The organism is Pseudarthrobacter sp. LMD1-1-1.1, from assembly GCF_040676255.1.
GTDB lineage: Bacteria > Actinomycetota > Actinomycetes > Actinomycetales > Micrococcaceae > Arthrobacter.
Genome location: NZ_JBEGHP010000012.1, coordinates 1,016,137 through 1,040,716, shown reverse-complemented (window position 1 = coordinate 1,040,716; position 24,580 = coordinate 1,016,137). Strand labels below are relative to the sequence as shown.

Here is a 24,580-nt window from a genome sequence, read left to right as displayed (position 1 = left end):
CAGAGCGCCCAACGGCGACACGATTCCTGCTGCCCTGGAGCGGCCGGCGGGAGTTCCAAGGAAAGGACGCCCTAAGTGCGTAAGGTTTTTCAGGAAGAACTCACCCAGGTTGGTGACCAGCTGGTGGAGATCTCCCGGCTGGTCAGCGAAGCGATGGACAAAGCCACCACCTCGTTCCAGGTGGCGGACGTGGACCTCGCCCAGGATGTCATCGCTGCGGATGCGCGCATTGACTTCCTGCAGAACAGCCTCGATGAGCGGGCCATCGACATCCTGGCGCTGCAGGGTCCTGTCGCCAGCGACCTGCGCATGATCGTGGGTTCCCTCCGGATGAGCGCATCCCTGGAGCGGATGGGTGACCTGGCGCGCCATATCGCACAGCTGGCCCGCCTCCGGTACCCCTCCACGGTGATTCCGGCGTCCATGACGGAGACCTTCAACCGGATGGCGGAGCTGGACCAGGAGATCGCCGACAAGCTGACGGTCCTGCTGGAAAGCCGCGACCTCGAGGTGGCCCGGGACATCCTCAAGGCGAACACGGCCATCAACGATCTGCACTTGAGCGTCTTCAAGGCCATCGCTGCCCCCGAGTGGTCGGAGTCCCCCGCCACCACGGTGGATGTTGCCCTGGCCAGCCGCTACTTCGAGCGCTTCGCAGACCACGGTGTTTCCGTCGCGCAGAAGGTGACCTACCTGGTGACCGGCGCGTGGCAGCCGAACGCCACCGAACACAGCTAAACAAAAACCGCGGAGTACGACGGCGGGCTGGTCACCTGAGGTGACCAGCCCGCCGTCGTCGTTTCACTTTTGACGCAGCGCGTTCTTCGGCCGGAGTGCGTCTAAGGGAGGAACGACCGAGCACCCGGCGAAGAACCGCGAAGTCTTATTTCTTGCCCTGGTTGGCGACTGCCAGGATGGCCTGCTCGGCGGCCTCGGGATCGAGGTAGGTGCCGCCGGGCTTGATCGGCTGGAAGTTTTCGTCGAGGTCGTACACCAGCGGGATGCCCGTGGGGATGTTCAGGCCGGCGATGGCCTCATCGCTGATGCCGTCCAGGTGCTTGACCAGCGCGCGGAGCGAGTTGCCGTGCGCGGTGACCAGGACGGTCTTGCCGGCCTTGAGGTCTTCCTTGATGTCCGATTCCCAGTAGGGCAGGAGCCGCACCAGGACGTCCTTCAGGCACTCGGTGCGCGGAAGGGCGTCGCCCAGATCCGCGTAGCGGGGGTCGTGGGCCTGGCTGAATTCGCTGTTGTCGTCCAGGGGCGGCGGCGGGGTGTCGTAGGAACGGCGCCACTCCATGAACTGCTCTTCACCGTATTCGGCCAGGGTCTGGGCCTTGTCCTTGCCCTGCAGCGCACCGTAGTGGCGTTCGTTCAGGCGCCAGTCGCGCTTGACCGGAATCCAGCCGCGGTCGGCCTTGTCCAGGGCAATGTTTGCGGTATTGATGGCCCGCTTCAGCAGGGACGTGTAGAGCACATCCGGGAGGATATTGTTTTCCACCAGCAGCTCGCCGCCACGCGCTGCTTCCGCGCGGCCCTGGTCGTTCAGGTCAACGTCCACCCAGCCGGTGAACAGGTTCTTGGCGTTCCATTCGCTGTGGCCGTGGCGCAGCAGAATCAGCTTGTAAGTCATGATTTTCATCCTAGCCGAGCAGTGTTGCCGCCCGCCCAGCGTTACATGGCTCCTGCCGGAAGCCCCGGGGGTACCCGCAGGACACCGGCCCGGAGGCAAGGGATAGGGTTGGGCAGTGGTTCAAAAGGCTGAACGGGTGAACGCCCCGCAACTTTCCGGGAGGACGTCCCCCGCCAGGCAGGGCCGGCCGGTTGGCAACGTGACCCGCGGCACCACCAACCCCAACAGGATGCGCCGGGTGGACCGCTGGCTGACGGGACCGCAGGCCTGGCGGCTCCGGTCCGCGGCGGACCCCCTGGTGGTTGACCTGGGCTATGGCGCGACGCCGGCCACCGCCGTCGAACTTTATGAAAGGCTCGCCGCCATCCGGCCGGACGTGCGGGTCTGCGGGATTGAAATTGACCCCGCGCGCGTGCGGGCGGCCCTTCCGCTGCAGCGTCCCGGACTGACCTTCCAGGTGGGTGGCTTTGAACTGCCCGTTCCCGGGCGCCCCGTCCTGGTCCGTGCGTTCAATGTCCTGCGGCAATATGAGGAAGCCGACGTACAGGGTATCTGGCGGCTGGTGCAGGACCGGCTGTCCCCCGGCGGTTTGTTCGTGGACGGCACCTGCGACGAAATCGGACGGCGCGTCACCTGGGTGGCGCTGGACCGGGACCGGCCGCTGTCCCTGAGTATTTCGGTCCGTTTCGGCAGCTTCGAGCTGCCGTCGGAAGTGGCCGAACGGCTTCCCAAGGCCCTCATCCACCGGAACATCCCCGGAGAACCGGTTCATGCCTTCATGCAGGCGATGGACCGGGCATGGCTTGAGAGCGCACCGCTGGCCTCATTCGGCAACAGGCAGCGCTGGGTTGGCATGTGCCGCAGCCTGCGCGCGGCCGGGTGGCCGGTCCAGGACGGCCCCGCCCGGTGGCGCCTTGGGGAGCTGACGGTGGACTGGGAGGCAGTGGCCCCCCAGGTTTAGGCCCTGCCGGGGCGGATCACCAGGGACCGTAAGGGCCCATGTTGCGGCTGCCGCCGCGACCTGCGTCCTTAACGGCGGGACGGACGTCGGCCAGGTAGACGGAGGCTGCGACAACCGCGGCCAGTCCGAACAGGCCAAGGGTGCTGAAGAGGCCTCCGCCGGCGCCGAACAGCGAAATTACGCCAATCAGGGCCGACCCGCCGGTAAGGGCGAGCCAGAACGTCTTGGTCCGCTTGCCGGTGGCTTCGAAGGCGTTGGGCCGGTGCCGGGCACAGTCCACGAACGCCCAGAGCTCAAGCCCCAGGGCCACCAGGCCGAGGATGAAGAACACTGCCTGCTCTATGTAACTGATTATTATTCGACCGTCCACAAGCCCAGCCTAGCCGTCCAGCGTGTTCAGCGCCTGCTTCAGGTCAGCCCAAAGGTCTTCGACACTCTCCACCCCGACGCTCAGCCGCACCAGGTTCTCGGGGACGCTGGCGGGTTCGGCTGTGTGGCGGCGCCGGCGTTCGATGAGGGACTCGACACCGCCCAGGGACGTGGCGGGGAGCCAAAGATCCAGTGCCTCCACCAGCTTGTCCGCAGCGTCGGCACCGCTGAGCCCTGCTGCGGGCGCCACCTGCACGCAGATGATGGAACCGAATCCCTTCATCTGCGCTTTGGCGCGGGCATGGCCCGGATCGGTATCGAGGCCCGGGAACCGGATGGACTCAATGGCGGGGTGCGCGGCAAGGCGTTCCGCCAGGATCATGGCCGATTCCTGGGACCGCTCCACGCGCAGCGCGAGGGTCCGCAGCCCGCGCAGGGCCAGCCACGCCTCAAACGGCCCGGCGATGGCGCCGTGGATGATGCGGTGGTGCAGCAGTGCGGAGCGGATTTCCGGGTCGGAGGTGACCAGCGCACCGAGGACGACGTCGGAGTGCCCGGCCAGGTACTTCGTCACCGAATGCAGGACGACGTCGGATCCCAGCAGCAGGGGCTGCTGGACCAGGGGCGTGGAGAACGTATTGTCCGTGACGACGATTGCGCCGGCCTCATGCGCGGCCTCCGCGACGGCGGTCATGTCAGCGATACCCAGCATGGGGTTGGTGGGGCTCTCCAGCCACAACATTGCGGCGGCTTTCCCCGCCGGGCCTTTTGAAGCGAGGGCGTCCTTGACCGCATCGGTATCGGCAATGTCCACGGTCCGCAGTTCGATGAAGCCTTTCTGCGCGAGTTCCGTGGCCATGACCAGGGAGCCGGAGTAGCTGTGGTTGGGCATGACCAGCACGCCGCCGGCGGGAATCAGGGACAGTGCCGAGCTGACCGCCGCCAGGCCCGATGCGTAGAGCAGGCCCGGAAGCGCGGCCCCCTCAAGCTGGCCAAGAGCTTCCTCGAAGGGGTCCCAGGTGGGGTTGGAGTAGCGGCCGTAGCCCCGGTCCCCGTCACCGAGCGGGCCGGTCCCGAAATAGGTGGAGGAAAGGGTGATGGGAGGATTGACCGGCTGGTCCCTTTCCCGTGGCGGACGTCCCGCTGCCACCACCACCGTCTCGGGTGAAAGGGACGCGGCCTGGTGCTCGGAAAGACTCATGGTCAAAAGCGTACTGTTCGGTCCAATCGGGCGGAAAAGTAATGTCGCTTTGTGGACGCCGGTCCATCCACCCGTCCTGCACAGGGGATATTCGGAGGCCCGGAATGTCGCCGCGCCTCGGTAGGCTTGAGAAGTGAACAAACAGAGGGCCGGCGTATTCATCGCATTCGAAGGTGGCGATGGTGCCGGCAAGTCCACCCAGGCGGCCCGGCTTGCTGCGGCACTGGAATCCCATGGCTACACCGTGCTGCGGACCCGTGAACCCGGCGGCACCCCCGTCGGCGAAAAACTTCGCTCCCTGGTCCTGGACCACGGCAACGGCGAGATCGACGCCCACACGGAGGCCCTGATCTTTGCGGCTTCCCGCGCTGCCCACGCCGCCCAGGTCATCCGCCCCGCACTTGGCCGTGGCGAGATTGTGCTGACCGACCGGTACATCGACTCTTCCGTGGCCTACCAGGGGGCCGGCCGCGGCCTGGGCCAGGACGCTGTGCGTTCCCTCAATGAGTGGGCCACGTCGGGCCTCCAGCCGCACCTGACTGTCCTCCTGGACGTTGACCCGCAGCTGGGGCGTACCCGCAGGACAGCGGGCCAGGCAGCCGAGGACCGCTTGGAATCCGAAGCTGACGAGTTCCACACCCGCATCCGTGACGCCTTCCTTGAGCTCGCGGCGCGCCGCCCCGCCTCCTATTTGGTCCTGCCGGCCCATTTGCCGGTCGATGACCTGGCCGCACGGATCCTCGCTAAGGTCGACACCCTGCTTGATGCTCCCTTCGCAGCCGTGCAGGATGCAGGCGTGCAGGATGCTGTTCCGCAGCCGGCCGTCCCGGGTGCCGCGAGCGACGGCGGTGGCTCGTGACCGTTTGGGATGACCTGCAGGGCCAGCCCGCCGTCGTCGAACAACTGCGCCAGGCTGCCAGCGGTGAAGGCCTGACGCATGCGTGGCTTTTTACCGGGCCGCCGGGGTCCGGCCGCTCCAATGCGGCCAAGGCGTTCGCCGCGGCGTTGAACTGCGACCAGGAGGACGTGGGCCTGCGCGGCTGCGGACAATGCCAGGCGTGCCACACGATTTTGGGCGAAACCCATTCTGACGTGACGTTCGTGCGCACCGAAAAGGTCACCATCACCATTGACGAGGCCCGCGAACTCGTAGCGACGGCGGGGAACCGGCCGTCGTCGGGGCGTTGGCGGATCATCGTGGTGGAGGACGCTGACCGCATGGCGGAGCGGACCACCAACGTGCTGCTCAAGGCCATCGAGGAACCTACGCCGCGCACCGTGTGGATGCTGTGTGCGCCATCGCCTGCCGACGTCCTGGTCACTATCCGCTCGCGCTGCCGCAGCGTTGCCTTGAGGTTGCCGCCGGCCTCGGATGTCGCCGCCCTGCTGGTCAGGCGCGACGGCGTGGACCCGGCCCTGGCGGAACAGGCAGCCCGCACAGCGCAGAGCCATGTGGGCATTGCCCGCCGGCTGGCCAGGGATCCAGCGGCAAGGGAACGGCGCCTGGAGACGGTCCGTTTTCCGCTGGGACTGCGGGGCGTAACGGCCGCCGTCATGATGGCGGACAAGCTGGTCAAAATCGCCACCGCAGAGGCTAACAGCTCCAACGAGGAGCGGGACGCCGCGGAGAAAGCCGCCCTCCTTGCCACTTTGGGGGCGCCGGAATCCGGAACCCTGCCCCCGGCCATGCGCAGCCAGCTGAAACAGCTCGAAGACGACCAGAAACGCCGCGCCAAGCGATCCATCACGGACTCTCTGGACCGGACGCTCACCGATTTGCTGTCGTTCTACAGGGATGTACTGGTCATCCAGCTGGGGAACGCCGTGGAACTGGTCAACGTTGAGTTGAGGAGTGAGCTGGAGGAGTTCGCCTCCCGCAGCACTCCGGAATCCACGCTGGCCCGGATGGACGCCATCAACAAAGCCCGTGACCGCATCACCACCACCAATGTTGCCCCGCTGCTGACCATCGAGTCCATGGCGGCCAGCCTGATCCAGCCCTCCAAGGAGACCCGATGACTGCCCGCCCCCTGCCCGCACGCCACAGGTCCCTGACGGCCGCCGTCCGCGCCGCGGGTGCCTTGGTCCTGGCCATGATCCTGGCCTCGTGCAGCCTCCTCAACGGCAGCGGCAAGAACCCGCCGGAGACGGCCACCGCCAAAGCCGATCCTTCGATCGTTGCCTCCGCTCCTGCCGGGCTGGAAAAGTTCTACTCGCAGGAAGTGGTGTGGCAGCCCTGCGAGGGGGAGTTCCAGTGCGCCAAAGTGACCGTCCCCATGGACTACGCCAATCCGGGCGGCGACACCATCCAGCTTGCTGCGCTGCGGGCGCCGAGCACGGGCAAGAAGACGGGCAGCCTCCTGGTCAACCCCGGCGGCCCGGGTGCCTCCGGCTATGACTTCGTCAAGGATGCCGCCGGAACCCATTTTTCAGCTGCTGTCCGCAACGCTTATGACCTTGTCGGTTTCGATCCGCGGGGCGTCAAGCGCTCCGCCCCCGTTGCCTGCATGACAGACGCGGAACGTGACGCATCCCGGGCCAAGATCTACGCCCTCGACACCGACGCCGGGCTGCAGGAGGCGCTGGCGGACAACAAGGCCATCGCCGGCCAGTGCGCGGCCCAAACCGGCCCGGTCCTGGCCCACATCGACACCGTCAGCGCCGCCAGGGACCTGGACGTGCTCCGGGCCGTGGTGAACGACACCAAGCTGAACTACCTCGGATATTCCTACGGCACGTTCCTTGGGTCCACCTACGCCTCGCTGTTCCCGGACAACGTGGGCCGTATGGTCCTTGATGGCGCCCTGGACCCCTCCATCAGCAATGAAGAGCTGACCAGCGGCCAGGCCCGGGCCTTTGAAAAAGCGCTCCACACCTACGTGGCCAGCTGCCAGAAACAGGGCAAGTGCCCGCTCAGCGGCGACGCCGACTCCGGCGTGCAGCAGATCCGGGACCTGATCAACTCCATCCGGGAGACGCCCCGCACCGCCAAGGACGGCCGGCTGGTCAACGCAACCACGTTTGTCAGCGGCCTGATCACCCCGCTCTACAACGACCAAAGCTGGCCCGCCCTCACCCAGGCACTTGAGGCCGCCATGTCCGGGGATGTGAGCCTCATGCTCCGGCTCGCCGACCTCGGCGCCGACCGCGCGTCCGACGGTTCGTACACCTCCAATTCGACCTTCGCATTCAACGCCATCAACTGCCTTGACTACCCCATGGTGTCGGACGCTGCGGGCATGCGGGCCGAAGAGAAGCGGCTGGAACGGGACTCCCCCACCCTGGGCTACTTCTTTGCCTACGGCGGGACCACCTGCGCGGACTGGCCGTACAAGAACGTCCGCACACCGGCGCCGGTGGAATACAGCGGGGACTCCCCCATCGTTGTCATCGGCACCACCGGCGATCCCGCAACCCCCGTCGACTGGGCTGCATCACTGCGCAAGCAGCTGGGGAACGCAGCGCTGCTGACCTGGAAAGGCGAGGGGCACACCGCGTACGGCCGGGCCAACAGCTGCCTCGAGGACTCCGTCGACAAATACCTGGTGAGTGGAAAGGTTCCGGCCGACAACACTGTCTGCTGAGCGCCCCGGCAGCCTTGACCCACCCCATTTTGACCGGGGCGCGGGGACTCTATTACAGTTGACTCTTGCATGAAGCGCCCGGTTCCGCCGGGGATTTCACGCGGTGCTTCCTTAGCTCAGTCGGTAGAGCGTTTCACTCGTAATGAAAAGGTCATCAGTTCGATTCTGATAGGAAGCTCGGGATAAACCCCGGACAGCCCCTTCTTTTAGGGGTTTCCGGGGTTTTTCGCTGGTTAACCGGCTTTTCCGGCTTCTACCGCACGCCCGGGAAATGGCCACCGTTACCGGCCCAGCCCCCGCTGCCGGTAGCCGCGGGCCCAGATGACCTCAGCCACGGCGCTGAGGGCCATGGGAAATGCGACGACGGCGGCCAGGTGACGCAGCAGGCTGTAGGGGTCCACCAGCGCCGCCCAGCCCACGAGGACGCCTGGCAGCCCGACACAGACGGTCACCCACACCGGGTTACCCCGGGCATGTGACCATATGGAAGCTGCAACGGACACGGCGCACCCGGCGTAGACAAACAGGTTGCCGGTCCACGACTGCTCCATTTCAGCCGGCGTGGGCAGCCAGGGAAACCAATCGGCACGAGCGATCCCGTAGCCGACCAGGACCAGCGAGCTGAAGACGAGCAGGATCCAGGCAGTGGTTCCGGCCCACCGCCGCGTTGCGTCCGAACCCGTCCCCAACGGGCTGTTCTCCTTGGCAACCAACTCGTCACTTGCCGGCGATGAAGGCCTCGATCCGTGCCACGTGGACTTCCGCCAGGCCGTGGTCAGGATCAGGCTGTTCGAGGTGCACCGGCTGGCCATGACCGCTGGCCCATTCCCTGGCGTCCGGGCCAAGGACGTCATCGATCCATACGACTGAGTCCCAGTCAGCGTTGTCGCCGGCGTCCATCCTGGACAGCCACCGGGCAATCGATGTCAGTTTTGGCGTCGGCACGCCCGCGTCGGACTGCCGGAACACCATGGTGACCCGCAGCGGTTCGACGTCGAGCTCCAGCTGGGCTTCCAGCCCGGCTACCGTGTCCGCCGGCCAGGTGGACGCCCACGCGATGCGTCCGCTGCGGGCCAGGCGCCGGACCAGGGCGCGCTTCTCGTTGGAGAGCCGAAGCAGCGGCCCGTCACTCCCGCCGCCCGGGCGCACGGCGGGATTCAGGACGCCATCGATGTCGAGCAGGATGATGGGCTTCACGGTTTGATGCACGACGGGAAAGTAACGGCACCGCGGGCTGTCCGACGGACCACCGGGCCGGTGAACCCGGCCGCCGCCGGTGAGGTTGCTGCTGTCATGTCCCACTCCCCCAAGTGCCAATGTTGCGCTGAGTCTACTACCTGCGGGTGCGCCGAATTTTCGCGGGCCACGCCGTGGTCGGGCGGGGCCTCAGGCCTTTGGAAACTCGTTCAGCTTCGATCGGATGAAGTCCTGGTCTTCGCGGGAAACGGCCGCCTCGCCGTGCTGTCCCGTGGGAAGGCTCTCCCCGCTCTCTTTGGAGATCACCGCCGTGATTGTTCGTGGCAGTATCTGGCATCCCGGGTTGTCGATCAGCCACTTCTGGGTTGCCGGGTCAAGGCGGCCCCACCGGTCTTTGAGGTTCATTGCTGGATGTAGCCTCCGTGCTCAGGTGACAAAACTGACTCTGAAGCGGGCTGCTGCGCCCACCCCAAACCACAAGTAAACGCCGGCCCGGGCGGAGGGCACAGGGACCAAAGTCCCTGCGGCGGGCGCTTTATTACGGCCGCCGCCCCGGCGCCGGCCAAGGTTCAGGAAACGGCAAGGCAGCCAAGGTATCCTCCCGGTATGACCCCCCACTTCCAGGCTGCTGTTGCGCGCGCTGCTGCCTTCGACGCTGCATTTCCCGCAGGCTGCAGCCTGCCCGCGCCTTCCCCGTCTGCCGGCCCGGACAGGGCAAGCCGGGCACGGGCCGCAGAACAGTTTCGGAAGGGGAACTAGCGGTGGAACCACAGGTCCCCCGGCATATGAGCCAGGACGGGAAGGGCCCCGGCCGCAGGGCGGTTTTGCTGGCGGCAGTGCTGACGATGTCCTCCGCCGTGCCCGACCTGCAGCCGCACCCCAAGCACCAAGTGAGGGGATCGGATACGCCGGCGCCCGACGATGCAGCGGGTACCAGCTCGACCGTCCTGCACTCCGGCCCCGACGGCGACGCGCCCGCCCCCAACACGCCAGCAGCGCCCGTACCGTCACGCGCCCGGATTGTTGACACCTACGGGAAGCACCCGGCCCGGTACTGGGGCCTGGAGGCACCCGGAGTCCTGACGCGACTGCCGCCCCCATCACAGGGAATCGCCCTTACTTTTGACTTTTGCGGCGGCCCCGGCGGCAGCGGCTATGACCAGGCGCTGCTCGACACGCTGCGCCAACGCCACATCCCGGCCACGCTCTTCCTGAACTCCCGCTGGATCAGTGCCAACCCCGCTGCCACGCGGCAGCTTGCGGCGGACCCCCTCTTCGAGGTGGCCAACCACGGGACTTCCCACAAGCCGCTGTCCACCACCGGCAATACGGCGTATGGCATCCCGGGCACCCGGAACGCCGGGGAAGTCTATGACGAGGTCATGCCGAACGATGACGCCCTGGCAGGCATTACGGGTAAGCGTCCCCGGTACTTCCGCCCAGGCACCGCCTACATGGACGACGTCGCCACGGACATCCTGGGTGCTTTGGGCGTCAAGCCGGTGGGCTTCAGCATCAATGGCGACGGCGGCGCAACCTATCCCGCCGCCGTCGTTGCCAGGGAGGTGGGCAAGGCCCGGGCGGGGGACGTGGTCATCTGCCACGGGAACCACCCCAACGGCGGAACAGCGGAAGGCCTGAAACAGGCAGTGGACAAACTGCTCGCGGCAGGCATATCCTTCGCCCACCTGCCCTGACCCACTGCACCGAAGCGTCAGCCCTGGCTCCGCCGTGCCGGTCCGCTGGCGGCCCACGTGCCGATCCGATACGTTGACAGGGAACCTGCCAAGCCGCATCGGAAGGACCTGTCCTGACGCTGCCGAACGTGAGGAGCTGCCCATGCCGGAACAACACGGCCTTCCCGCAATCGGCTGGGTTCCCGCCTGGGCGGACCTCCAGGAACGCGGCGCAGACCCCATCGGCGCGGGCTTCGTCGTCGAGGCCGGCATGGGGCAGGACCCCGCAGGCAAGGAGTACGTGGCTGGCTGGCCGGAACCTGACGCTGAGAAACTTGCAGGCCAGGCCGCGGGCGAACCCGGTGTGCGCCTTACCCTGCTTTGCGCCGACGCCGGCGCCGCAGAGGGCCTGGCACCGGGCGGCCTCGCTCCCGTGGCTGAGCAGGTCCTGCTCATGGCCCCGACAGCCGGGCTCGACGCGGCTGTGGAGCTCCCTGAAAACTCCCAGGTGGCCCTGGCACCGATGGAGACCTATGACGCCGTCGAAATCACCGTTTTCGACCACCCCGTCGCCAAGGGACGCATCCAGGTGCGGGATGCCTTCGCGGCGGTGGCCATCACGGAACTCCGCAGGGGCCCGGGAAAGAGGCCTTCGAACGGGGCCTGTTCGCTGCGATGGCGGAGGAGGCATTCCTCCATGGCGCCGAGTACCTGCATATGGTGGTCAATCCGGACGCTGCCGCCTCCTACGAGGCATCCGGGTGGGCCGTTGCGGGCCGTCTGGTGAGTTTCGAAAGGAACTGACGACGGCGGCCCAGCCCACCGGGTTGGCGCCAGCCCACCGGGGCTGGCGCCCGCCCACCGGGGCTGGCGCCCGGCAGCCAGCCCCATCCGCCGGGTGAAGGGCCCTAATCCGGCCTGCCCACCACCACCTGGGAGGGGCTGTGGGTGACGTAGCCGTTGGCCCAGGAAAACAGCGCCCTGACTTTCTGCTGGAATCCGGGGAGCAGGGCCAGGTGGACCGCCAACCATGACACGAATGCCAAGGGCCCCTGCAGCTGCAGGCGCCGGCGGCCCAGTTCCGCGACCGCCGCGCCGCGTCCCACCATGGCCATGTACCCCTTGTCCCAGTAGCGGAAGGGCTCGCGCACACCGCCGGTAAGGTCCGCGTAGATGTTGCGGGCCGCCCACTTACCCGATTGCTGGGCCACCGACCCGAGCTGCGGCAGCTTGTTCCCGGCGGCGTCGGTGATGTTGGCAGAGTCGCCCAGCACATAGACGCCCTCGACGTCAGGGACGCTCAGATCGGGCTGGACGTCCACGCGGCCGCCCCTGCCCTGCTTCAGGCCGGACTCGGTAATGATCCGCCCGGCCTGCAGCCCGCCGGCCCACACCACCACCCGGGCAGGAATCACCGTCCCGTCTTTGAGGGTCACCCCGTCCGGGCGGACGTCAGCCACGGGCTGGCCCATATGCAGCTGCACGCCGAGTTTGGTGAGGCGGTCCCGGGCATACGCCTGCGATTTCTCCGAAAAGGCCGCAAGGACGTTTGGAACCATATCCACCAGATGGACATGGCAGCGATCCGCCAGCTCCGGCGAGAAGTACTTCGGCACGAGGTATTTGACGTTTTCGGCCAGCGCGCCGGCAGTCTCGACGCCGGTGGGGCCACCGCCCACCACAATGACGTCGGCGCCTGCCCCGGGCTCGCGGTCGGCCTCGTCCAGGATGGCGGTGATGGCCGCGCTGAGCCGCGTTGCATCCGCCACCGAGTACAGCGGGTAGGCATGCTCATCCGCGCCCGGGGTGTTGAAAAAATTCGGAACTGCCCCCGTGGCAATGACCAGGGCCTGGGCCCGGTAGGTGGACCCGTCCGCGGTGGTCACGGTCCGGTTCGCCGCGTCGATGGCGGTCACCTCCGCCGTCAGGACCCGGACGCTGTTGATTCCGCGGAACTCCGCGCGCAGCGGCCGCGTCACCGTGGACACGCCGATCTGGGACGCAGCCACCTGGTAGAGGAGTGGCTGGAACTGTTGGTAACTGTTGGCGTCAAGCAGCAGAACCCGGACACCTTTGCGGCCCAACTCTTCAGCCGCAGCTTTCCCGGCAAAACCGCCGCCAACCACGATGACCTGATATGAATCGTCCATTCGTGCAACTTACCCCTCCCGGCCTGCGAGTAACAGGGTGCCTTTTCCCGCACCGGCCGTGGGGGCGTGTGCCGGTCTCCCACGCCGGTGAATCTACGGAAGGCAGCGTTCCCGGCACCTAAGATGGCGGCATGGAAGACGAAGCCCTGGCGGACATTGCCGACCGGCTGTATGCGGGGGCGCTGGAGGACTTCATTGCAGCCCGCGCCGCCGCCGCCAAGGAGGCAGCGGGCCGGGACAAGGACCTCGCGGCAGCGGTGCGGGCACTGCCGAAACCTTCCGTCGCCGCCTGGGCGCTCAACATGCTTGCCAGGCACCGGCCGGACGTGCCGGCCCGGCTGGGCGACCTTGGGGCACGGATGCGGGCCGCCCAGGACTCACTGGACGCTGCTGCCCTGCGCGAACTTGGCCGGGAGCGGCGCACCATGCTCGCAGACGCCGTCGACACCGCCCGGGCTGTGGCCCGGGAGCAGGGCCGGCCCATCAGCGACGCGATGGCATCCGACGTCGAGGAAACCCTCCGGGCCCTGACGGCGGACACGGGTGCAGCCAACGCCGTTGCCAGCGGGCGGTTGCTGAAAGTCCTCTCCGCAGACGGCGTCAACGACGTGGACCTGGACGGTGCGGTGGCCCTCCCCGGCCTGCTCCCGGCCGCGCCGCCGAACCGGGCCGCCGGTACTCCTCCGCCTGCACGGCGGTTGGCCGGTAAGAAGACGGCAGAAGCGAAGCCGCCGGGCGGGGAAACGCCGGCGGCGAACGTGGCGGCATCGAAGACGCGGACGACGCCGCCGCACGGCACCGGGCCAACTCCGGCAAAGCCCCGGCTTGAGGCAGTCCGGCAGACTCCCCGCCCGGCCTCGCCGCCCGCGCTGGAACGGGCCAGGGCCGCCCTCGCGGAGGCCCTGGAGGCCGAAGAAGCAGCATCCCAACTGGCCGGCAGCCTGCGGGAGCAGGAAGAGCAGGCGCGTGCGGACATCGCGGACCTGCAGCAGGAAACGGCTGAACTCAGGAGCCGGCTCAAGGCCGCCGAAGAACGCCTTGACCGCTCCCGCAAGCGGCTGGCCACCACCGCGGCCGAAGCGAAACAGGCCGCACGGGCGGCAGACAAAGCCAGCCGGACCGCCATGCTGGCGCAGGAGCGCGTACTCCGCCTGGGCAGCAAATAACTGCTTCACAGACGGCTGCGGAACGTCACCTCCCACTATCGCCCTTGAAGACGCCATTACGCTGTAGATGTTTCCACCCAGTGGCAAGCACTCCCCTGCTCGGCCGCGGCCAGCCCTCGCCGTCGCCAAGTACTATTTCTGCATGGGGGCCAAATCCGAAGGGCCTGGGCTTGGGCGGCCCGGCCGCCCGCCGGCGTCCCTGCGCAGGGCATCGCTTGGGCTCCTGCAACCCGTGGGCCTCGCACAGATTCTCCCGCCGGCGCCGCACCGACACCTACCGAGAAGAGCAAATCATCACTACCATCACCGTCCTCGTCGCCGGAGCCACCGGTGACCTCGGCCAGCGCATCGTGCGCGAACTCCTCCGCCGCGAAGCCGCGGTCCGGGTCCTGACACGCCCCGGAAGCGGAACGGCCCACGGCATCTACGGCAGGGAGGACCGTGTGGAGATTTACGAGGCCGCCTACACGGATCGGGCCGCCCTCGCCTCCGCGTTGTCCGGAGTAGATACCGTCATTTCCGCCGTCAGCGGTGCGCGTCCGGTAATCGTCGACGCGCAGCGGTCGCTCCTTGCGGCCGCCGTCGAAGCAGGGGTGGCGCGGTTCATCCCGTCGGACTACTCCGCGGATTACCGCCGGGTCACCCCCGGCAGCAACCGCAACTTCGAGCTCCGCCGCGAGTTCGCCGCCCAACTCGACGCCGCACCCCTCCGTGTAACTTCCGTGCTGAACGGGGCGTTCACCGACATGCTCACCGGGCAGGCGCCGATGATCCTGTTTAAGCGCCGCCGGGTCCTGTTCTGGTCCTCACCGGACCAGGTCCTCGACTTCACGACCAAAGATGACGTCGCAAGGTTTGTCGCCCTTACCGCCCTCGATGAGGACGCGCCCCGCGTGGTCGAAATAGCCGGCGACCGCGTCACGGCGCGCAGCATAGCCCGGACGATGACCGAACTCACAGAGACGCCTTTCGCCCTGCAATGGGCCGGGACCACCACAGTCTTGGCGGCCATAAGCAGGATCGGCCGCCATTTCTCGAAGGACAATGACCAGGCCTTCCCGGCGTGGCAGGGCATGCAGTACTTCGTCAGCATGTTCAGCGGCGAGGCGGAGCTTCAGCACGTCAACAACGACCGCTATGGCCGGCAAGAGTGGACCTCGGTCCGCGATGTCCTCGAAGCGCACCTGAAGGAGACAACCGGCGACGGGAGAAATCGGACGATCGCTCATCCCGGGCACTGATGGACGGCAATTCCCGGTTCGTCCGACTCGCGTCTGTCCACAACACGCGGAGTCGGTTCCAACAAATGTCAGACCCCGGTTGCAGACTGGATTCATGGAAAACCAAGCAACACAGGAATTTCACGTGACGTACTTCGACGCCGACTGCGGCCGGGCCCGGTCCGAGGTCTTTGACACGCTTGAAGAAGCCGAGCGCTTCGCCGGCCGGCACTGCCACGGCGAGGACAGCTGGGCCGTGGTGGACGCCGTGACCGTGGAACACGTCCAGATCGCTGCCTGACCGGCCGCGTCCTCCGGGCCCGGTACAGCCCACATTAAAGGCCTCAGCCCGTGCTGCCTGGCGGTTGCCGGCAGCACGGGCTGGAGTTTGGCTTGGCGGGCTTCCACCGGCCGCTGGGACCGGTGCCGCCGTCGCGGCCTAGGCGAAGTCGGAGACCGCGGGATCGGGTCCGATGCGGCCTTCGCCGCCGGCGGTCCGGTCCAGGTTGTTGATGGCTTCGACGTCTTCCGGATCGAGGGATACCTCGAGGGCTGCGAAGTTCTCCTTGATCCGTGACTCCGTCACGGACTTGGGGATCACCACGTTGCCGATCGTCAGGTGCCAGGCGATGACCACCTGGGCCGGGGTGGCCTGGTGCTTGGCAGCGATGGAGACGACCGCCGGGTCCTGCAGCAGTTCCCCGCCCTGGCCCAGCGGGGACCATGCCTGGGTCAGGATGCCCTTGGGGGCACCGAACTCGCGCAGTTCGCGCTGGCTGAAGTAGGGGTGCAGCTCGATCTGGTGGATGGCCGGCACCACGCCCGTTTCGTCGATAAGCCGCTGCAGGCCCTCTGCAGTGAAGTTCGAGACACCGATGGACTTCACCCGTCCGCGCTTCTGGAGTTCAATCAGCGCCTTCCAGGTGTCAACGTACTTGTCCTGCTTGGGCTGCATCCAGTGGATCAGGTACAGGTCGAGGGTTTCCAGGCCGAGCCGGTCCATGGACTCCTCGAAAGCGGCGAGGGTGGACTCGTAGCCCTGGTCCGCGTTCCACAGCTTGGTGGTGATGAAGATTTCTTCCGGTGACAGGCCGGAGCTTGCAATGGCACGGCCCACGCCTGCCTCATTGCCGTAGATCTTTGCGGTGTCGATGTGCCGGAAGCCGGCCTCGAACGCCTGGCGCACGACCTTTTCAGCCACGTCGTCCTCAACCTGCCACACACCGTAGCCGAGCTGAGGGATCGTGTTTCCGTCGTTGAAAGTCAAGGTAGGTGAAAAAGTCATGCTTTCATCCTGCCAAAGCTGCCCGCCCCGGCGCCCCTGATTCGGGCCCTGTCAGCCACACGCTTAACTGGAAAGTAAGCTTCCAAATCGGGAATATTCCGGCGGCACCCGCGCAGCTATTCCGCGTGAAGCTGCCTCTCGGCGTCCTCCACCTGCTGGAAGACAGACTCGGCGCGGCGGTGGACGGATGCTGCACCCACCGGTACCGGCCCCACGGCGAGCCGCAGCATAGCCGCCGCTTCTGCCGTCGTTGCCAGCGAGTTCCCTGCCTTGGACAAGGATCTATGGACGTCCGCCAGGGCCGCCGGTATGTCCAGCCCGTCGCTTGGGGCACGCCGCTGCGCCTCCATGCAGACAGTCCGGACGCGCGGAAGCAGGGCAGCGAGCTGGTTGGCGATGTCCACCAGCTCGCCGTACAGCTGGTCATCCTCCACGCCCTCGAGGACCTGGTGGAAGCGGTCCAGGCCCCGGTGGAAGCGGTCGTGCGCGCGGCGCCACAACCCCTTGCCCAGTTCCGCGTCATCCTTGCGCCCCTGCCTGGCGGCGCTGAAAAAGCCCAAGCGGGGCCTACAGGTACTGGCCCGGGCCGTGGTCCGGGTCCTCACGCTGGCCGGGCCGTGCAGCCTGCCCCGGCCGGGCGCCGGCCGGGGCCCGCTGTGGCTCGCCGTTTTCCCCAATCACGACGCCGGGGGCAATCATGGTGCCGGGCGGCAGCTGGCGCAGCTGCAGCTGGGCTGCGGCGTGTTCCCGGGCGGCGTGCTGGGCAGCGATGGCGGTCTGGATACCGTGGAACAAGCCTTCGAGCCATCCCACCAGCTGGGCCTGGGCGATCCGGAGCTCGGCGTCGGAGGGCGTGGCGTCGTCGGAGAAGGGCAGGTTGATCCGGTCCAGTTCCGCTACCAGCTCGGGTGCGAGGCCGTCCTCAAGCTCCTTGATGGAGCGCTTGTGGATGGCGGCGAGCCGGCCCCTCGCGGCGTCATCCAGCGGTGCGGACTTCACCTCTTCGAGGAGCTGCCGGATCATGGTGCCGATCCGCATCACTTTGGCGGGCTCATCCACCAGGTCCTGCAGGCTGCTGCCCCGCGGCCTGCCGTCCCCGTCAGACGGGGCCTGGACAGGTGCCTCGTTGTCATCAACGGGGGTGCCTTCTACAGGGAGGTCCTCAGCTGCCTGAGTGTCATTGGGATCGCTCATGCGTTCATACTCTCACGGCCCATCGGCACAGGGCCCACCGGTGAAGCCCTGTGGCAGGCTTGTCCGCTGCGGGCTCAATCAGCAGCACCGGCCCTGGGGATTGCTGTCCTGGCGGTCGGTGCGGTCCCGCCAGAACTCCCGCTCGGTCAGGGGTGCTTCTGCATGCCCGGCCGCCCGGTGATGTTCCAGGTACTTGGCGTACGCGTCCGCGCCCATGACGCCGCCCAGGTAGCGGGCAAACCCGCGGAACCCGTTGGCAACCATGGCCATGCCCGTGCTCATCAGTGCCCGGCCCGTTCAAGGCGGGCCTCTGCGGGCACCTTCGCCCACTCCGCAGCAAGCTCACGCTCGGCGGTTGTGGGCACCAGCCCGGCGGGGGCAAAGACGCGCGACGGAACAGCCGGGTCCTCGTTGTCGGTGGTGGCCACCCCTGCCGACCGGTCCCGGAATGCCTTGGCCGTGGCGAGCAGCGCCGTCGCAATCACGATGATGCTCAGCACCACGAAGATCACGGACAGCCAGCCCTGGATGGCCGTGTTGCGGACCACGGCTTCCATCGCAGCGACCGATTTCGCGGTGCCGAACTCCTTCTTGCCGTCGGCCAGCGCCTTGCTGAAGGCGGCGTTGTTGGCGAAGTACCCCACAGCCGGGGTGGAGGAGAAGATCTTCTGGTAGCTCGCCGTGATGGTGACCACCGCGGCGAACGCCAGCGGCAGGGCCACGATCCACAGGTACTTGAAGGTGCCGCGCTTGGCGACGATGGCCAGGACCACGGCCAGCGCGATGGCGGCGAGCAGCTGGTTGGCGATGCCGAACAGCGGGAACAGGGTGTTGATGCCGCCCAGCGGATCGGTGACGCCCATCAGCAGCACCGCGCCCCAGGCTGCCACCATGATGGCGGTGCAGAGCCAGGCACCGGGCCGCCAGGAGGCTTCCTTGAACTTGGGGACGAAGTTGCCGATGGAGTCCTGCAGCATGAAGCGGGCAACGCGCGTGCCGGCGTCCACAGCGGTGAGGATGAAGAGCGCCTCGAACATGATGGCGAAGTGGTACCAGAAGCCCATGAGGGCGGTGCCGCCGACGAACTGGTGCATGATGTGCGCCAGGCCCACGGCCAGCGTGGGGGCGCCGCCGGTCCGGGACACGATGCTTTGCTCGCCCACGTTCCGGGCGGTCTCGGACAGCAGGTCCGGGCTGATGTTGACACCGCTCAGGCCCAGGCTGTTGACCCAGGTGGCTGCCGTTTCCACGGTCCCGCCCGTCAGGGCTGCAGGGGCGTTCATGGCGAAGTAGAGTCCGCGGTCGATAGAGATGGCTGCCACCAGGGCCATGATGGCCACGAAGGATTCCATCAGCATGCCGCCGTAGCCGATGTAGCGGGTCTGCCGTTCCTTCTCCACCAGTTTGGGGGTGGTGCCGGACGAGATGAGGGCGTGGAAGCCGGACAGGGCGCCGCAGGCGATGGTGACGAACAGGAAGGGGAACAGGGCCCCGGAGAACACGGGTCCGTTTTCCCGGCTGGCGAATTCGCTGAATGCGGGAACGGTGACCTCGGGACGGACCACGATGATGGCCAGCGCGAGCATCACGATCACGCCGATCTTCATGAAGGTGGAGAGGTAGTCGCGCGGGGCCAGGAGCAGCCACACCGGCAGGATGGCGGCGATGAAGCCGTAGATGATGAGGCCCCAGGCGATGGTCACCTTGTCCAAGTGGAACACGGTTGCGCCCCACTCGGTCTGGGCCACCAGGCCGCCGCCGATGATGGCCGCCATCAGCAGGACGAAGCCGATGATGGAGACTTCCATGACCTTGCCGGGCCGCAGGTAGCGCAGGTAGACGCCCATGAAGAGGGCGATGGGGATGGTCATGCCCACGGAGAACACACCCCACGGGCTTTCACCCAAAGCGTTCACGACGACGAGCGCCAGGATGGCCACGATGATCACCATGATGAGCAGGGTGGCGATCAGGGCCGCCGTGCCGCCGATGACGCCGAGTTCCTCGCGGGCCATCTGACCCAGGGAGCGGCCGCCGCGGCGCATGGAGAAGAACATCACCAGGTAGTCCTGGACGGCGCCGGCGAAGACGACGCCGACGATGATCCAGATGGTTCCGGGAAGGTAGCCCATCTGGGCCGCGATGACCGGGCCCACCAGCGGGCCGGCGCCGGCGATGGCGGCGAAGTGGTGCCCGAAGAGCACGTTGCGGTCCGTGCGGACGTAGTCCTTGCCGTCTGCCTTGTACTCGGCCGGGGTGGCGCGGCGGTCGTCAGGCTTGGTGATGTAGCGTTCGATCACCTTGGAGTAGAAGCGGTACCCGATCAGGTAGGTGCACACGGAGGCAAAGACGAACCAGATGGCGTTGACGGTCTCGCCGCGGACGATTGCCAGCATGAACCAGGCGACGCCGCCCAGCAGGGCGATCGCGGCCCAGAGTGCGATCTTTGCCGGAGTCCATTTCCGGTCCTCGGCGTCGAGCCGGGCGCCGTCCACGGCAGGCGGGGGAAGATCCGGATCAGTAGCCAGCCCGCCCTCCGCCCGGGATCCGTTCTTCCGTTGGTCAGGCACTCCGGCCATGTCTCCTCCTTGAGAGATTTCCCACTTTTCCTACTGGGCACCCTACCAACGCCGGTCCGCGCTTTAGCGGCCACGGCGGCGCGGCGCCGGGCCGTGCGGTGAGCGGCAGCGACGCGGCGACGAATGAGGGGACGGAGGCTCTGCCCTTATGCCAGGCTGCGCCGGGACAAGGGCAGGCCGGACGGGGTGAAGGTCCAGGCAAGCACCGCGCCCGTCACCGGTACCGCCATCACGAGGGCCAGCAAGTGCAGCCAGGGAATGTCCACTGCCGTCCGCATGTCCGTCGACAGGACAAGCAGGAGCGCAGGTACCACCCCTGCCAGCACTCCCAGCAGGGCGCCCACGCCACTGGTGAAAAGGGCCTGCGATCCTGCCAGGGCCTTACGCAGCCGTGGTGAGGCGCCCACCCCGGCAAGGGTGGCATGGTCCGTACGGGCATCGGCCAGGGAGAGGCCGGTGGTGATGCCCGCTGCGCTGAACGTGATGAGGGCCGCCGCGGCCACAATGGACCAGGTCATCCACTGGCTGCCCTGGGAAATGCCCGGCTCGGCCCGGAAGGCCATGCCGGGTTGCCGGTAGACGGCCGCGATGGCGGCGGAGGCTGCATCCGCCTCGGCCTCCGACGGATACGCCGCCAGTTGAACCAGCAGCCCGGCAGGCTCTGCGTGGAGCTCCAGGCGTGCGGCGGTTTCCGGTGAGACAACCCCGTAGTAGGGGACCGGGACCACCGGCTCAAGCACCGCTGCGGCCAGGGAAGTGCTCCTCACCACTGAGGGCACCGTGCCCGGCCCTGACGGCGCCGGCCCTTGGGTCCGCACATCCTGCGCCTGCAGCAGCACAGATCCGTCACGGACGAAGACGGGGTTGGTCACCACCATCCCACCGGCCTCCAGCACCGCCAGGGACTCCGCAGAGGGGTCGCAGCCCAACACTGCCCGGATGTCGTCCGCGCCGCCCACCAGGATGGCCCTGCCGGAGGGCTGTTCATTGACCATGGACCCGCGGCACCGCCAGTCCCCCGGGTCCACTACCCGTCCCACGGGTGTCGTCGGGCACGTATTGGCCTGCGGCCTGGCAAGCGAAAACAACAGGCAATTCGAGGTGTCCGTCAGCGCCGGCAGGCCAGGATCGGCGGGGCCCTCCGGGCAGTTCCGCAGGCTTGCGGGGGCGGTGATGAGCCGGGTCCATTGAACCGTCCCCAGGGCACCATCCACCGCTGCGGAGAGCACGCCGGCGTCAATGTGCACGGGCGGCCGCATGCTGCCATCGGCAGCGAGTGGCTGGTCCACCGTTAGCGGCAGGTACGCCTGGTTTTCCAGGGCGCCCCAGTAATGCGAGTCCCGCAGCCCGGCCTGCTGGCTGGCTGACAGCACCAGGGCAGCGCTGGCCAGGGTGGCGGCGGCGAGTACGGCGGCCACGGCGGGGACGCTCCGGCCGCGGTTCCTTGCCGAATCCCGCGCCGCCATCCGGAGGGAGAGGGACAGCCAGCGCGTCCGGGACGTCAGCCGGGCGATCAGCCATCCGGTCAGCATTACCAGGCCCGCAACTGCGGCCACCGCTCCGGCGATCAGCATGGTGGCCACCACGGGCAGTTGCTCCGCCCGCTGGTCGGGATCGTTCGTGGAATTGCTGAGAAGCCAGCCGCCCATCAGCAGCCCTGAGGCAAGTGCCAGCGCGACGACGCCGGCCACCGTGGTGCGGCGCCCCGTGGGCGCTGGCGCCCGCCCGGATTTGAGCGCACCCAGGACGGCCTGCCTTGACACCTGGCGCGCCGGGACCAATGCGGCCAGCAGGCAGGCGCCCAATCCCATGGCCATGGCCACGGCTGTCAGGAGGAGGTCCGGGTGCAGGCCGGCCAGCCGGGCGGAGCCGGTGGAACGGACCACGTGGACGACGACGGCCGCAGCCCCCAGCCCCACTGCGGCGCCGGCGGCCACGGCCAGGCTGCCAAGCCACAGTCCACCGGCAGTGACGACGGCTCCGACGGTGGCAGTGTCCGCTCCGGAGGAGGCCAGCAGTGCCAGCTCACGTACCTGGCGCTTGGCACCGACGGCGAAAGCGGCACCGGCCAGCAGGCCTACCTCGAGCAGTGCGAGCGCACCGACCAGGCCGAAAGTGGCATAGACGGTCACCAGGACAGGGGTGTTGTCGTGCAGCTGGGAACCGGGAACCGTGCGCTGGCCGGCGGGCGGCGGGTCCAGCACCACACTGCGGGAGAGCACGCCCACGCCTTCGCTGTTGGCCTCCCTGATCTGTTGCCAGGTGACCGGCTCGGGGCCCACCAGGTAATAGGACACGGACTGGCGGGTCGAAGGGCCCGGTGCCAGGTCCGCGGGCGCCTGGCCGGCCTTAAGGTACAGGATGCTGTTGCTGTCCGCGGCGGACGCGTCACGGATGGTACCCACCGGGACAAAGGTTCCTGCCGACGTCGTAAATTCCTGGCCGAAGGCGAGGTGGAACCGCGTCATCAGCCCGGGCGAGGCGAGCACTTCCGTCCCGTCGCGCGGTGCGCGGCCGGCCAGCAGGCTGTACTTGCCGTCAAAGGCCGGATTGAGCGCGTCCACCTCGCGGCCCGGCAAGGAAACCAGGGCCGCGCCCACGCCGGTGGTCAGCGTGAGCGTCCGCTGCGGAAGGACCTCGTAGCCCGCAGGAATGGCGTCGGCAGGGTTTGTCCGCTGGAAGTCCGGGTCGTAGCGGCCGGAGCTGGAAGCGACGACACCGTCGTTGAGTGGGTCCTGCAGGGAGTCAGCGCTGGGTACCGGCAGGACGCTGAACCTCGCCTGGGTGTTGCCCAGTTCGTACCGGACAATCTCCCCGGGCGTGCGCTGGGAGCTCTGGTAGAGGGTGGCGGCGCCGGTCATGCCCGCCACCGGCAGCATGATCAGAAGGACGATCAGGAGCGAGCGCCCCTTATGGCGGGCGATGTCGCGGCGGGCCAGCCGCAAGGCAACTCGGCGGCCGCTCCGGCGGCCCTGCGGCGCGGGAGCGAGGTCGAGCGGCATCAGAGTCCGGCCTGCGTCAGGAGCATCGTGGGGTCGTGCATGGCCGCCGCCTGGTCAATGATGCGTCCATCGCGCAGGAAGACCACCCGGTCCGCCCAGGCGGCGTGCCTGGCCTCGTGGGTGACGAGCATGACGGCGGCTCCGGCATCGGCCCGGGCCCGCAGCACCTCCATGACCCCGTGGCCGGTGGTCGAATCCAGTGCACCGGTGGGTTCGTCCGCCAGGATCAGGCGCCGCTGGCCCACGATGGCCCGGGCGATCGCCACGCGCTGCTGCTGGCCGCCGGACATCTGGTCCATGAACCGGTCCGCCAGCTCCGGGATACCCACCTGCCGCAGCGCATCCGCGGCCTGCCGGTGCGCCTTCCTCGCGGATGTTCCATCCAGCTCCAGCGGCAGCGCCACGTTTTCGCCGGCAGTCAACGTGGGGACCAGGTTGAAGTCCTGGAAGACGTAGCCGACGGCGCGGCGGCGCAGGCGGGCCAGTTCGTTCAGGCCCAGCCCGGCCAGGGGCGTGGATTCGACAAAGACAGCGCCCGACGTCGGCCGGTCCAGTCCGCCGGCAACGGCGAGCAGGGAGGACTTGCCTGAGCCCGACGGACCCATCACTGCGACGAACTCCCCCGCGCAGATCGTGAGGTCGACGCCGCGGAGGGCTGCCACCGCCGTCGCGCCTTCCCCAAAGGTCCGGCCAACCTGGGCAAGTTCCAGGACCTGCTGCGGCCCCAGCACGCTCACCGGCGGCTGTCCGCGTTGAGCGGGGCGTCTTCCGTGACCCCGTTGGACGTTTTCCGGGCGGACCCCGCGGCCGCGGCCTGCGCCTGCTGGACCATCCTGGCCTCACAGAGGTCCAGCCAGCGGACTTCCGCTTCGGTCTGGAAGATCAGCGAGTCCAGGACCAGGAGCCAGGCGGTATCCGTGGCCCGCTGGTTCGCCGCGGTGTCACGCCGGGCTTTGGTGTAGTCCTGCAGGGCCCTGATGGACGCCACGCGCTGGGCCTGGATGATGGCCTGGACATCAACCCCGGGCAGGGTGACGGCGAGCGCCAGCTTGATGGCGAGCTCGTTGCGGGGCGGATTGTTCCGTTCCACGGGGGCAGCGAACCAGCTCTGCACCTCCGCTTTGCCGGCGGCGGTGATGCTGTACACCACGTGGCCCTCGCCGTCGTCGCCTTCCTTGGCCACCAGGGAATCGCGTTCCAGCCGGTCCAGGGTGGTGTACACCTGCCCGATATTCAGGGGCCAGGTGGCTCCGGTGCGGTTCTCGAACTCGACCCGCAGCTGGTAGCCATAGCGTGGCTGGTCCTGCAGCAGGGCGAGGAGGCTGTGGCGAATCGACATGGTGCTCCCCCGGGCTTAGTCATTGCC

Annotated in this window: 25 protein-coding genes and 1 tRNA gene; 11 read left to right on the top strand and 15 right to left on the bottom strand. The window is 67.8% G+C overall.

Annotated elements, in window-relative coordinates:
• Nucleotides 1-75 precede the first annotated feature (75 nt).
• Nucleotides 76-738, top strand: a complete 663-nt coding sequence (gene phoU, locus MRBLMD1_RS10460) for a phosphate signaling complex protein PhoU (protein WP_159632912.1) — start codon at nt 76-78, stop codon at nt 736-738.
• A 145-nt stretch (nt 739-883) separates the two neighbouring features.
• Here phoU and MRBLMD1_RS10455 read toward each other — a convergent pair whose 3' ends face one another.
• Entirely contained in the window at nt 884-1,630 is a 747-nt protein-coding gene (locus MRBLMD1_RS10455; RefSeq protein ID WP_159632913.1) for a phosphoglyceromutase, read from the bottom strand.
• 136 nt (nt 1,631-1,766) lie between these two features.
• Here MRBLMD1_RS10455 and MRBLMD1_RS10450 point away from each other — a divergent pair, with 136 nt between their 5' ends.
• Nucleotides 1,767-2,591 carry a class I SAM-dependent methyltransferase gene (locus MRBLMD1_RS10450; protein WP_364399274.1) on the top strand — a complete coding sequence of 275 codons (825 nt, stop codon included), beginning with the start codon at nt 1,767-1,769 and terminating at the stop codon, nt 2,589-2,591.
• A gap of 16 nt (nt 2,592-2,607) precedes the next feature.
• On the opposite strand, the gene MRBLMD1_RS10445 is transcribed toward MRBLMD1_RS10450, so the two are convergent.
• Entirely contained in the window at nt 2,608-2,961 is a 354-nt protein-coding gene (locus MRBLMD1_RS10445; protein WP_159632915.1) for a DUF2516 family protein, read from the bottom strand.
• Between the two features lie 9 nt (nt 2,962-2,970).
• On the bottom strand, nt 2,971-4,161 hold the full coding sequence (locus tag MRBLMD1_RS10440) for a trans-sulfuration enzyme family protein (protein ID WP_364399272.1): 1,191 nt from the start codon (nt 4,159-4,161) through the stop codon (nt 2,971-2,973).
• 133 nt (nt 4,162-4,294) lie between these two features.
• Here MRBLMD1_RS10440 and tmk point away from each other — a divergent pair, with 133 nt between their 5' ends.
• From tmk to MRBLMD1_RS10420, 4 genes are all read left to right on the top strand, one after another.
• Entirely contained in the window at nt 4,295-5,020 is a 726-nt protein-coding gene (tmk, locus tag MRBLMD1_RS10435) for a dTMP kinase (RefSeq protein ID WP_364399270.1), read from the top strand.
• Nucleotides 5,017-6,180: a DNA polymerase III subunit delta' gene (locus tag MRBLMD1_RS10430; RefSeq protein WP_224024971.1), complete on the top strand. Its 1,164-nt coding sequence runs from the start codon at nt 5,017-5,019 to the stop codon at nt 6,178-6,180. Before tmk ends, MRBLMD1_RS10430 begins: the two co-directional genes overlap by 4 nt.
• Nucleotides 6,177-7,745, top strand: a complete 1,569-nt coding sequence (locus MRBLMD1_RS10425) for an alpha/beta hydrolase (protein ID WP_364399268.1) — start codon at nt 6,177-6,179, stop codon at nt 7,743-7,745. Before MRBLMD1_RS10430 ends, MRBLMD1_RS10425 begins: the two co-directional genes overlap by 4 nt.
• A gap of 105 nt (nt 7,746-7,850) precedes the next feature.
• Nucleotides 7,851-7,923, top strand: a tRNA-Thr gene (locus MRBLMD1_RS10420).
• A 103-nt stretch (nt 7,924-8,026) separates the two neighbouring features.
• Here the strand turns inward: MRBLMD1_RS10420 and MRBLMD1_RS10415 are convergent.
• The 3 genes from MRBLMD1_RS10415 to MRBLMD1_RS10405 form a co-directional block, all read right to left on the bottom strand.
• Nucleotides 8,027-8,434 (bottom strand): hypothetical protein, encoded by a 408-nt coding sequence (locus MRBLMD1_RS10415; RefSeq protein ID WP_364399266.1) that lies wholly within the window; start codon nt 8,432-8,434, stop codon nt 8,027-8,029.
• A 28-nt stretch (nt 8,435-8,462) separates the two neighbouring features.
• Nucleotides 8,463-8,954 carry an HAD domain-containing protein gene (locus MRBLMD1_RS10410; protein WP_224024965.1) on the bottom strand — a complete coding sequence of 164 codons (492 nt, stop codon included), beginning with the start codon at nt 8,952-8,954 and terminating at the stop codon, nt 8,463-8,465.
• A gap of 177 nt (nt 8,955-9,131) precedes the next feature.
• On the bottom strand, nt 9,132-9,347 hold the full coding sequence (locus MRBLMD1_RS10405; RefSeq protein ID WP_224024964.1) for a hypothetical protein: 216 nt from the start codon (nt 9,345-9,347) through the stop codon (nt 9,132-9,134).
• 380 nt (nt 9,348-9,727) lie between these two features.
• On the opposite strand from MRBLMD1_RS10405, the gene MRBLMD1_RS10400 reads away from it, so the two are divergent.
• On the top strand, nt 9,728-10,639 hold the full coding sequence (locus MRBLMD1_RS10400; protein ID WP_364399263.1) for a polysaccharide deacetylase family protein: 912 nt from the start codon (nt 9,728-9,730) through the stop codon (nt 10,637-10,639).
• A gap of 142 nt (nt 10,640-10,781) precedes the next feature.
• Complete coding sequence (locus MRBLMD1_RS10395; RefSeq protein ID WP_364399261.1) at nt 10,782-11,405, top strand: hypothetical protein; 624 nt, start codon at nt 10,782-10,784, stop codon at nt 11,403-11,405.
• Nucleotides 11,406-11,526: 121 nt separating this feature from the next.
• On the opposite strand, the gene MRBLMD1_RS10390 is transcribed toward MRBLMD1_RS10395, so the two are convergent.
• On the bottom strand, nt 11,527-12,768 hold the full coding sequence (locus MRBLMD1_RS10390) for an NAD(P)/FAD-dependent oxidoreductase (RefSeq protein ID WP_159632924.1): 1,242 nt from the start codon (nt 12,766-12,768) through the stop codon (nt 11,527-11,529).
• A gap of 131 nt (nt 12,769-12,899) precedes the next feature.
• Between MRBLMD1_RS10390 and MRBLMD1_RS10385 the strand changes: the two genes are divergently transcribed.
• The 3 genes from MRBLMD1_RS10385 to MRBLMD1_RS10375 all read left to right on the top strand — a co-directional run bounded on the left by MRBLMD1_RS10385 (nt 12,900) and on the right by MRBLMD1_RS10375 (nt 15,455).
• Complete coding sequence (locus MRBLMD1_RS10385) at nt 12,900-13,934, top strand: hypothetical protein (RefSeq protein WP_364399258.1); 1,035 nt, start codon at nt 12,900-12,902, stop codon at nt 13,932-13,934.
• Between the two features lie 290 nt (nt 13,935-14,224).
• Nucleotides 14,225-15,175 carry an NmrA family NAD(P)-binding protein gene (locus tag MRBLMD1_RS10380; protein ID WP_364399338.1) on the top strand — a complete coding sequence of 317 codons (951 nt, stop codon included), beginning with the start codon at nt 14,225-14,227 and terminating at the stop codon, nt 15,173-15,175.
• A 94-nt stretch (nt 15,176-15,269) separates the two neighbouring features.
• Nucleotides 15,270-15,455 (top strand): hypothetical protein, encoded by a 186-nt coding sequence (locus MRBLMD1_RS10375; protein WP_159632927.1) that lies wholly within the window; start codon nt 15,270-15,272, stop codon nt 15,453-15,455.
• 138 nt (nt 15,456-15,593) lie between these two features.
• Here MRBLMD1_RS10375 and MRBLMD1_RS10370 read toward each other — a convergent pair whose 3' ends face one another.
• The 8 genes from MRBLMD1_RS10370 to MRBLMD1_RS10335 all read right to left on the bottom strand — a co-directional run bounded on the left by MRBLMD1_RS10370 (nt 15,594) and on the right by MRBLMD1_RS10335 (nt 24,553).
• The gene (locus tag MRBLMD1_RS10370) at nt 15,594-16,439 is read right to left on the bottom strand and encodes an aldo/keto reductase (protein ID WP_364399256.1); all 846 of its coding nucleotides are present in this window, start codon (nt 16,437-16,439) and stop codon (nt 15,594-15,596) included.
• A 116-nt stretch (nt 16,440-16,555) separates the two neighbouring features.
• Nucleotides 16,556-16,999, bottom strand: coding sequence for a hypothetical protein (locus MRBLMD1_RS10365; protein ID WP_159632929.1), 444 nt, complete (start codon nt 16,997-16,999; stop codon nt 16,556-16,558).
• A 7-nt stretch (nt 17,000-17,006) separates the two neighbouring features.
• Nucleotides 17,007-17,633: a bacterial proteasome activator family protein gene (locus MRBLMD1_RS10360; protein WP_159632930.1), complete on the bottom strand. Its 627-nt coding sequence runs from the start codon at nt 17,631-17,633 to the stop codon at nt 17,007-17,009.
• 78 nt (nt 17,634-17,711) lie between these two features.
• Nucleotides 17,712-17,903: a YbdD/YjiX family protein gene (locus MRBLMD1_RS10355; protein ID WP_414703681.1), complete on the bottom strand. Its 192-nt coding sequence runs from the start codon at nt 17,901-17,903 to the stop codon at nt 17,712-17,714.
• Nucleotides 17,904-17,914: 11 nt separating this feature from the next.
• A complete protein-coding gene (locus MRBLMD1_RS10350; protein WP_364399251.1) occupies nt 17,915-20,212 on the bottom strand; it encodes a carbon starvation CstA family protein in 2,298 nt (765 codons plus the stop codon).
• A gap of 146 nt (nt 20,213-20,358) precedes the next feature.
• Nucleotides 20,359-23,214, bottom strand: a complete 2,856-nt coding sequence (locus MRBLMD1_RS10345) for a hypothetical protein (protein ID WP_364399249.1) — start codon at nt 23,212-23,214, stop codon at nt 20,359-20,361.
• Nucleotides 23,214-23,951 (bottom strand): ABC transporter ATP-binding protein, encoded by a 738-nt coding sequence (locus MRBLMD1_RS10340; RefSeq protein WP_307488018.1) that lies wholly within the window; start codon nt 23,949-23,951, stop codon nt 23,214-23,216. Before MRBLMD1_RS10340 ends, MRBLMD1_RS10345 begins: the two co-directional genes overlap by 1 nt.
• Nucleotides 23,948-24,553, bottom strand: coding sequence for a PadR family transcriptional regulator (locus MRBLMD1_RS10335; RefSeq protein WP_224024946.1), 606 nt, complete (start codon nt 24,551-24,553; stop codon nt 23,948-23,950). Before MRBLMD1_RS10335 ends, MRBLMD1_RS10340 begins: the two co-directional genes overlap by 4 nt.
• Nucleotides 24,554-24,580: the final 27 nt, after the last annotated feature.